At 63.2% G+C, this 7491-nt stretch carries 15 protein-coding genes; 7 read left to right on the forward strand and 8 right to left on the reverse strand.

The features are described 5' to 3' along the window. Both MOX02_RS28630 and MOX02_RS31645 read right to left on the reverse strand, forming a co-directional pair. A partial coding sequence (locus MOX02_RS28630) for a MucR family transcriptional regulator (RefSeq protein WP_174804982.1) occupies positions 1-208 on the reverse strand: 208 nt, incomplete at its 3' end. 97 nt (positions 209-305) lie between these two features. Next, positions 306-467, reverse strand: coding sequence for a hypothetical protein (locus MOX02_RS31645; protein WP_170268036.1), 162 nt, complete (start codon positions 465-467; stop codon positions 306-308). 383 nt (positions 468-850) lie between these two features. Here MOX02_RS31645 and MOX02_RS28635 point away from each other — a divergent pair, with 383 nt between their 5' ends. From MOX02_RS28635 to MOX02_RS28645, 3 genes are read left to right on the forward strand one after another with little or no spacing between them, the layout of a single operon-like run. After that, the gene (locus tag MOX02_RS28635) at positions 851-1210 is read left to right on the forward strand and encodes a hypothetical protein (RefSeq protein ID WP_147029181.1); all 360 of its coding nucleotides are present in this window, start codon (positions 851-853) and stop codon (positions 1208-1210) included. A 9-nt stretch (positions 1211-1219) separates the two neighbouring features. Next, a complete protein-coding gene (locus MOX02_RS28640) occupies positions 1220-1429 on the forward strand; it encodes a hypothetical protein (protein WP_147029182.1) in 210 nt (69 codons plus the stop codon). A 35-nt stretch (positions 1430-1464) separates the two neighbouring features. Further along, positions 1465-1767: a hypothetical protein gene (locus MOX02_RS28645; RefSeq protein ID WP_147029183.1), complete on the forward strand. Its 303-nt coding sequence runs from the start codon at positions 1465-1467 to the stop codon at positions 1765-1767. Between the two features lie 5 nt (positions 1768-1772). On the opposite strand, the gene MOX02_RS31650 is transcribed toward MOX02_RS28645, so the two are convergent. Further along, positions 1773-1922: a hypothetical protein gene (locus MOX02_RS31650; protein WP_170268037.1), complete on the reverse strand. Its 150-nt coding sequence runs from the start codon at positions 1920-1922 to the stop codon at positions 1773-1775. A 901-nt stretch (positions 1923-2823) separates the two neighbouring features. On the opposite strand from MOX02_RS31650, the gene MOX02_RS28650 reads away from it, so the two are divergent. The 3 genes from MOX02_RS28650 to MOX02_RS28660 all read left to right on the forward strand — a co-directional run bounded on the left by MOX02_RS28650 (position 2824) and on the right by MOX02_RS28660 (position 3740). Further along, positions 2824-3033: a cold-shock protein gene (locus MOX02_RS28650; RefSeq protein WP_147029184.1), complete on the forward strand. Its 210-nt coding sequence runs from the start codon at positions 2824-2826 to the stop codon at positions 3031-3033. 100 nt (positions 3034-3133) lie between these two features. Continuing rightward, entirely contained in the window at positions 3134-3496 is a 363-nt protein-coding gene (locus MOX02_RS28655; protein ID WP_147029185.1) for a DUF6481 family protein, read from the forward strand. A 43-nt stretch (positions 3497-3539) separates the two neighbouring features. Then, positions 3540-3740: a hypothetical protein gene (locus MOX02_RS28660; RefSeq protein ID WP_147029186.1), complete on the forward strand. Its 201-nt coding sequence runs from the start codon at positions 3540-3542 to the stop codon at positions 3738-3740. Between the two features lie 230 nt (positions 3741-3970). On the opposite strand, the gene MOX02_RS28665 is transcribed toward MOX02_RS28660, so the two are convergent. The 5 genes from MOX02_RS28665 to MOX02_RS28685 form a co-directional block, all read right to left on the reverse strand. Continuing rightward, on the reverse strand, positions 3971-4213 hold the full coding sequence (locus MOX02_RS28665) for a hypothetical protein (protein WP_147029187.1): 243 nt from the start codon (positions 4211-4213) through the stop codon (positions 3971-3973). A 103-nt stretch (positions 4214-4316) separates the two neighbouring features. Beyond that, entirely contained in the window at positions 4317-4616 is a 300-nt protein-coding gene (locus MOX02_RS28670; protein ID WP_147029188.1) for a hypothetical protein, read from the reverse strand. A 75-nt stretch (positions 4617-4691) separates the two neighbouring features. Then, on the reverse strand, positions 4692-4937 hold the full coding sequence (locus MOX02_RS28675) for a hypothetical protein (RefSeq protein WP_147029189.1): 246 nt from the start codon (positions 4935-4937) through the stop codon (positions 4692-4694). Positions 4938-5064: 127 nt separating this feature from the next. Next, positions 5065-5649 (reverse strand): phasin family protein, encoded by a 585-nt coding sequence (locus MOX02_RS28680; protein ID WP_147029190.1) that lies wholly within the window; start codon positions 5647-5649, stop codon positions 5065-5067. A gap of 710 nt (positions 5650-6359) precedes the next feature. Then, positions 6360-6539: a hypothetical protein gene (locus MOX02_RS28685; protein ID WP_147029191.1), complete on the reverse strand. Its 180-nt coding sequence runs from the start codon at positions 6537-6539 to the stop codon at positions 6360-6362. 140 nt (positions 6540-6679) lie between these two features. Between MOX02_RS28685 and MOX02_RS28690 the strand changes: the two genes are divergently transcribed. After that, entirely contained in the window at positions 6680-6871 is a 192-nt protein-coding gene (locus MOX02_RS28690) for a hypothetical protein (protein WP_147029192.1), read from the forward strand. The last annotated feature ends 620 nt before the right edge of the window (positions 6872-7491 follow it).

Consider the following 7491-nt stretch of genomic DNA (forward strand, 5'->3'; position numbering starts at 1 on the left):
GCACCTGAGCCGGCGTCGGCTTCTCGACCTCCTCCGCGGTGGCCGAAGTAGCGGCACCCTGCCCGAGGCTATTAAGCGTCGCGTGAACGCTGGCGATGAGTGCAGGAAGGTCGCCCGCGGCGACATGATTGCGCGCAATGTAAGCCGAGACGACCTCAGCTGTCATCTCCATTAGGTCAGTGCGTGGGCTGTCGCCTTCGTCCTGCACGTTTGTCTCCCTTCTACGATGAAGGGCGCACACATGATTGCAGGTGGTTTACATGTCAACTGTTCGGCGGGTGACGTTTTCCGGTCCTTGTATGTAATTACGGCTGCGGTACTGCTCGTGCCCGCGCGAACTGCGCCATCAGGATGAAGTCGCGGGTCGTCGGGTGCTGCTTGTCGAGAGAAGCCGCGCCGCAAGCCAGCTCATTGGAAGGCAGGGTATGGCTGCGCAGGCCGGCGTTGACGGTGTGGAAGCCGAGCAAGCGGAGAAGGTGCTGGGAGCGGGTGGCTCTTGTCAGTGCCGACAGCATTATCCGACCCGCAAATCGCGCTGGAAAACCCATCCTGCCACAGGGCAGGGACGGAGCCCTTAATCTTTTGTTAGGACACACTGCAAGCGCAGCGCGCAGGGTCGTGGGCATGACGCGCCATCCCATTCTCGTCGCGCTGCTTTTCGGTGTGCTGGCCGCATTCACCTTTTTGCGGCTGTCGAGATCTTGGGGCAGGTCGGAGCTAACTAGGAACGAACCGAGCAGCTCTGTGCGCTGTGGCAGCCGTACAATCCCATTAACGAAGCTGCGATCCGGTAACGCCTCGTTAACCATGTGCTCGCTTTCTTGGTCGCATCAACTGTGCGGACGATGCTGTGACCTATACCGGCCTGAGTGCCTCCGACGATCCCGATACCTCCTGCCCTGTGCCGCTGGAGATGCTCGGCCGGATCTACCGCGCTGATGCGGAGGCGGTCGCCGAACACATCGCGCCTATCCCGGAACGGACCAGAGCGCGGCTCGCGGTGTACCTCTACGGGCGCAGTCACACCTTCGCCCTTGGTGTGCGCATCGCGGCCTCCTGCGAGGCTTCGACCCTGCGCCGAGTTGCCGGGCCGATCGGCGACGCCCTCTACGATCTCTCGCGGCAGCCCAGTACGGTCCCGTCGTACGGAAACCCACGTTCAATCGCGTCGAAGCGGATCAGCCTCGGCGGTCCTCAGCTGCAAGCTTGAGAAATCTCGATGAAGCTGACCTTGGCTCGTATGAAGGCCCAGCGCCTAGAGCCCGCCGTGCGCGAGCTGCAGGAAAACGGCGTCACGTCGCTCGTCGGCCTGGCAGAAGGGCTCAACCGGCGTGGCGTTCCTGCCCTGAAGGGCAGTGGCGGTTGGACGGTCGTTGAGGTGGCTCGGCTTCTGGCGCGGCTCGCACCGCTCAGGGCAGCAGTGTCCTAGCGATCGAAGCACAGCCATCCGACGCCATGTCCGCCATGTCTGCAGCCCTCTTCTATTCTGGCCCAACCGTTCTGGAACTGCTGGATCGGGAGCTTCTGCAGCCTGAGATCATCACTCGGCTCGCCGAGAACTACCTCGCCGCTCCCTGGCTTCACACGTACACGCTTGGGTTCGGTCTCGTGGTCGATGTGGCGGCGGCTATCGAAGCCTATCCACTCGCCAGACCCATCCTGGCGAGTTCTCTCGTGTCGCCTCGCGTGAAGCGCTCAACCCTCCGCACGGCTATTCTGCTGGCTCGTCCGCAGAAGGAAGGCGCGCCGCTCAAGAACGCAGCTTGAGACGGTCACCGCTTCTCCAACCGCGCCGTCCGGATCACTTTGTTCAAGGCGGCCTTCTTGAGCGTCTGGCTCGCATCGGGATCGCGCAGTGTCTTGGCCACGAAGGTTTGCATACGCAGGAAGCCGGTGAGGTTCAGCACATAGGCGTCGCCCACGGGCAAGGTCCGCGTAGACGGTGCGGCTGCGACCGCATCCACTGCCGCGTCCACGTCGCTTTGAGAGATGAGCCCCTGCCGCAGGAGCACGCTGATGGTCTGGTCCCCTGTCATGCCGGCCAAGCTAGGGCGTAGCCGGGGTCTGTGCAGGGAAGGCCCGTGAACCTCCTTGCTCACTCCGCCGGCTTTGGGGACGGCCGCGGCTTCGGAACCTCGACGGTAACGAGTTGTCCGGTGAGCGGATTGAGGATGACCATGACGCCTCCTGAACTCGTACAACCGCCGAGTTCGCAGGGCTAAACGGCCGACACTGTGGCGGTTTCCAGAGCATCTTCTGATGTGGTTAGCAGCTTGCTAACCGTCCTGCCGCCAATGTAAGAATGTCGCGCTGCGTGTCATGGGCGAGAACCCGATCCTCGGCGGCCATCTTTCCTGGCCGCCCTCTTGAAAGGGTCTCATTCCGGCTCTAGGTATGTTTTATCGGACCAGATCCATTCGGCCCGCTCTCATGCTCTTGATTGAGCGCCGAGCCCGGTTTCCCGTTTATTTCGAAGTTTGATCGCTGCCCTGTTGCAGCGCGTTCATCGCACGCGTTTTTGGCGTGGCGATCCCGAAAATCCCCCGCTTTTGGCGACTGCCAAGCGGTCATTGAGTTTACATGCAAACCTTCACACAACGAACACTGGCAGCGGGAAAGCCCTGCCCTCACGCAAGCTCAGTGAAAAAGAAGCTTATCCCAGTCTGGCAGCCCGAACCCGGGTGTCTCACCCGCGAGGAGCTGCGCAAGATCGTCATCGACGCGCTTGGCTAAGCTGCAGATTTGATGCGCTTGAACACACAGCGAGCGCACGGCTCGTGTGCACTTACCTGATTAAACGCTTGGCAAGATACGGAGCGAATTATGAGCACTGGTACCGTGAAGTGGTTCAACGAAACCAAGGGCTTCGGCTTCATCCAGCCGGATGATGGCAGCAAGGACGTGTTCGTGCACATCTCGGCCGTCGAGCGCTCGGGCATGCACAGCCTCGTGGAGGGCCAGAAGGTTGCCTACGAGATGGAGACCGACCGCCGCTCCGGGAAGCAGGCGGCTGGCAACCTGAAGGCTGCTTGAGCTAAACTTCTCCCGAAATGCTGCGAAGCCGCTCCGTCCGGGGCGGCTTCATCTTTTTCTCGCCATCCGCGCACAGCCGCGGTGGACACAAGGATCTTACGTGGGCCAATTCAAAGCCAATCAACTTGTCGATCGTCTCGAGGCCGCTGCGAAGGCGCGACAGGCCACGGTAGCCCGGTTCCGGGCTCGTCCCGCTGCCGACGACCCGATTGTGCTCGCCCGGCAATCCGCTCGCCGCGCGATCATCCAGGCCCGCGAGGTGCGCGAGCACGAACGCGAGATGGCCCGTCAGGAAGCTGGGGCGCAGCGAGAAGCTGAGGCGCTTGCCGAGTTGGAGCGCCAGGAGGCTGAGCGGATCCGTCAGGCCGCCGAGAAGGCTGAGCGGCAGGCCGCGCTGGCGGCCGAGCAGAAGGCGGCCCGCGATGCTCGCTTTGCAGCCCGCAAGGCCAGAGCGCGGCGGTAGAGCAGCCATGTTCCGCGGAATGGCCAAAACCGGAGGATTGCAGATGTCTCACAAGTTCAAGGTTGGTCAGCGGGTGCGGCAGGCACGGCGGCCGGGCTCTGCTGATGGCGGGAGTGCCGCAAGCAGCATCTTTGAGATCGTTCGGCTGATGCCGGAGGAGCGTTTGGGCGAGCCATCGTACCGAGTCAAATCGGCTGCAGGCGAGCGCGCCGTGCTGGAAGGCGAACTCACCCTCGTCTCCTGAACGAGGAGCCAAGCTAGGAATGCCCAACGCCGCGGGCGGTCGCATAAGGCCGATGCTCGCCAGCACAAAGACGGGCATGCCTTAATGTATCAGTAAGTACAAAGCCCCACGATCAAGCCTGCCGGCGCCGGCCCGCCGTGCCCCAGTGCCTATCGAGCGGCGAGGAGGCAGATCCCCTCCCGGGTTCTCTTGAACCGGGAGGGGGTTTGCAGGCGTCCGCAGTGAGAGCGTCAGTGCTCCGAGCCGCCGACAAACTCGCATGTGCCGCCAAGGCGCTGCTCGATGGCTGACAGGGCAGCATCCAGAGTCGGATGAAGGACGGGCACTCCGTCGAGCCGGCTACCCCGCTCCGGCAGAATGGTGAAGGCGTTACCCCAAGGCGTGATGCGAATCTGGCCGAGAGGTCGCCCGAGTCGGTCCTGCAGGCGCCACTCGGTTCCGGTCGAGCCGGTGGGCGTCACGACCACGTCCATGGCCGGCTCCTTCCGACCGAACGCTGCTGCGTTGCTCCCAACGATAAGGCTTAAGGCATCTGTCCACGATGCTGACGCGCACCGGGAGATCGACGTCGGGCGCTTAGGAGTTGTAGGTGACGAGAGAGGTCACCAGCGAGCCATGCTCGCGGACAAGAGCCTGTGCCTCTGCCTCGCTCGCTGTAACGCTTTCGGGAGCAAAGCGCGGGATTTCATAGACGTCGTAGTGCGCGGCAGTGCTGTCGGCTTTGACGTAGCCGAAGCCGCGAGCAGCTCGGCCGGCTTGGCGGTCGAACAGGCACACGGCGTCTGCAGGCGAGACCACATTCCCAGCCGAGCCAAAGCGAGCCGTGTCGCCGTAGATGCGGCCGGTACCTCTCTCGATCGCAACGAAGCGTGCCATGCCGATCCTTCTTGATCCTCGGGGGCCTCTCGCGCGAGAGGTTAGGCAGAAGTCGCTGTGCCGCGGCAGCCCGGGCTAGGCGCTGGTCAGCCGCTTGGTGTTGGCCGCGACATGCTCGCGGTAGCGGGCGACCACCGTGTTGCAGGAGCCGCCGGTCATCAGTGTGCCGGACGCCTCAATGAAGGCGCTGACCTTCTCGCTCACCATCTGCTGGGCCTCGGCGCAGCCCTCAGAACCACCCCAGACGAGCTTCATGAGCCGAAGCTCAACGACCTTCTGAGCCTTCAGGGCCAGTAGGGCGACGGCAAAGGGATCGTACATCAAGGGCTCCCCGCCGCGAGGCGCCGGAGCCCGTGCGACTTGAAGAAGAAAAGAGGCGGCCGAAGCGACCGCCCCCAGGTTTTAGTGACCCCGAGATCGTGGCTCGGGTTCAGGTGCTGCTCTCGCCTCAGCGAACCAGCGTCGGGGCCTGCGCGGCACTGAAAGCCTTGCTGGCCTCCTCAACGGCGCGAGCCGAGGTCTCGGTGATGGAGCGGCTGTCCTGAACGATGTGCTGCAGGCTCTCGCGGGTTAGCTCGCTCTGGATCGCGGCAAACTCCTGGACCGACTTGGCCCGGGTCAGCCGGTTCAGCCCGTCGAGGTTGCGCTGCCACTGGCTCTGGGCCAAGCCGAACCAGCCGCGCGAGGCGTCCTGGAAGGCTTGGGTGAGAACCGTGCCGCAGCGCGTGACGGCCTCCAGGTTCTGCTTCGACTGGCGGGTCAGGCGCTCGCTGTCCTCGCCGGTGAAGCCTAGCGTCTTGGTGAAGCGCTCGGCGGCCTCCCGCGCCTGCTGCGAGGCCGTCTCGATACCCCGCTGCACGATCTTTCGGGTGTTCTCGGCCGCCTGCTCGCTGAGATCACTCATCCTGTTCGCGCCGTCGCGGGCCGCGTCGGCGAACTGCTTGCCCTGCTCGGCGGCCCTGTCGAGGTTCGCCTTCGCCGTATCAGCGGCCTTCTGGTTCTGCTCGGACTGCTTGTTCTGATCGAACGCCATCGTCACTTCCCTCCGCTAGAGATTAAGTATTCGTAGAGCCGGCGGTGAGACTATAAGCACATTTGCTTTAGCCAGCGAAGCACACTGCTGCCGCTGCCGCACTGCACCTAAGTTGTCATCTCGGCTTCTCGTTCAAGGCCACCGGACGCATTTGATCCATTTTAAATTTCTGACGAATTCCGTCAAATGTTATAGCCTCGCCACAAGCCGCTGACCGCACTGCACAATATTGGGACGGGCCTAGCAAACAAGAAAGGTTGATGGGCAAGCCTCGGCTGGGACTGCCCTCAGGGACTCAGGAGCCGCAGCTGGATGGCATTAAATCGCGTGGAGAGCCGGCGCCTATCGTGAGGCTGTAGAGATGCCGCGTAAGCGCGTTCGAGAAACGACAAACGGTCTTTCCGACAGTATTCGGAAATCCAAAATCGCGCCGCGCCGGTCGTGCCAGTAGAGGCGTAGAAATTCCGCCCGCAGCGGGACGCGGGCGGAAGCTATACTCGCGACAGCGTTGAGGTAGGAGAGCCGCGCGTATGCCCCTGGCATGCGCCTCGGGGCCGCACGTGTCTACGATTGGGAGCGCACGAAGCAGGCGCCGGCCACGCCCCGTTCGGAGGGGCAGCTGGCTTTCGGTGTTTTGCGCCACCGCCGAATGGGCCAGCCCGCCACGTTTGAGAAAACGAGCTGCCGATGATGGTAGGCTGTGGCGGCCGCTACGTCTTCGGGCCGCTGCGCAAAAATCGCCGTGCCGCCTGCTTCGGCTGTGCCGGTTCGAGGGCCGGCTTCTTCTCCAGCAGACGCTTCACGCGCTCGTTGAAGTCGTTGGCCGAAATCGACTGAGCCGAGCCGTTGTTGGTTGCATGCACCATCATGATCTCCGCGTCGTTGCCCAAAGCACGGGATTGCGCGGAGGGTGGAGGATCTATGATGCGTGCGGGCTGAAAAGGCGAGGACAACCGCCCGTCGGTCCGCTGGTGGCGTTTGGCCTTTGCCGGCGAACGCTTGTGGCACAGGGTCAGACAAGACTGACACGATGCCCAACACCCATCCCTACACGCTGGAGGTCCTGCCGCCGAAGGCAGAGGGTGCCTCCTATCAGTGGGCGATCCGCAGAAGCGGCAAGCTGGTCCAACGCTCGGATCGCACGCTCACGAGCGAGGCGAAGGCGCGCGAGAGTGGGCTGGCGCAGATTGAGAAGCAGCTGTCGGGAGTGGGTGAGCGGTAGGCGTCACGTCTTCCGCGCTCCCATGCCGGGCGACCTCATTTGTAGGCAGCATCCGTGGTGAGGCACCTCAGCGTGGTGCGCTGATCGCCCCGTAGTGCTCAGCGCCAGCCAGTGCTCGCAACCTGATGGCCCGCACCCGGTGACGCCGAACGTGCTGGAGCAGAGCCTCTGCGGTCTCTGAACGCCCCTCTTGCCGATGCCGAGCAGCGCCAGCCGCAAGTTCGGTTGCAAGCGTCTCGGCGATGCAGGCAGCGGCAATGCGGTTGGGTGGCTTCCGGCTCATGGCGGCCTCGTGCATCAGCGACGGCCATGATCCTCTGCTTGATCCACTAACGATCCATTAACCATAAGCTCCGCATAGGTGCGGTCTGACGACTGGTGAGAGGCAGGGGCGACCGCGGATGTACCGCCGCTCCTTCCTTGAGCTGGAGCTGCCAAGGGCTGAGCGCGAGGCGCCGATGGACCTCCTTGAACTCCTCGCCCTCTCAGCGGCTGCCACAGGTTCGCTGTTCAGCAATGAGGCAGGCTTCCTTCCCGTAAGTGCAATTTAGGAACGCTAAAACAGCCCTTCGGACCGTCTCCGCAAGCTCAGAGCTGATGTTGATCGTTCACCCGCTCCC

Source organism: Methylobacterium oxalidis, assembly GCF_007992195.1.
GTDB lineage: Bacteria > Pseudomonadota > Alphaproteobacteria > Rhizobiales > Beijerinckiaceae > Methylobacterium > Methylobacterium oxalidis.

Excerpts from the sequence above, each read along its gene's own strand:
- MOX02_RS28665 (WP_147029187.1), bottom strand. The coding sequence starts at position 4,213 with ATGGACGTGGTCGTGACGCCCACCGGCTCGACCGGAACCGAGTGGCGC.
- MOX02_RS28670 (WP_147029188.1), bottom strand. The coding sequence starts at position 4,616 with ATGGCACGCTTCGTTGCGATCGAGAGAGGTACCGGCCGCATCTACGGC.
- MOX02_RS28660 (WP_147029186.1), top strand. The coding sequence starts at position 3,540 with ATGTCTCACAAGTTCAAGGTTGGTCAGCGGGTGCGGCAGGCACGGCGG.
- MOX02_RS28645 (WP_147029183.1), top strand. The coding sequence starts at position 1,465 with ATGTCTGCAGCCCTCTTCTATTCTGGCCCAACCGTTCTGGAACTGCTG.
- MOX02_RS28640 (WP_147029182.1), top strand. The coding sequence starts at position 1,220 with ATGAAGCTGACCTTGGCTCGTATGAAGGCCCAGCGCCTAGAGCCCGCC.
- MOX02_RS28690 (WP_147029192.1), top strand. The coding sequence starts at position 6,680 with ATGCCCAACACCCATCCCTACACGCTGGAGGTCCTGCCGCCGAAGGCA.
- MOX02_RS28680 (WP_147029190.1), bottom strand. The coding sequence starts at position 5,649 with ATGGCGTTCGATCAGAACAAGCAGTCCGAGCAGAACCAGAAGGCCGCT.
- MOX02_RS28650 (WP_147029184.1), top strand. The coding sequence starts at position 2,824 with ATGAGCACTGGTACCGTGAAGTGGTTCAACGAAACCAAGGGCTTCGGC.
- MOX02_RS28675 (WP_147029189.1), bottom strand. The coding sequence starts at position 4,937 with ATGTACGATCCCTTTGCCGTCGCCCTACTGGCCCTGAAGGCTCAGAAG.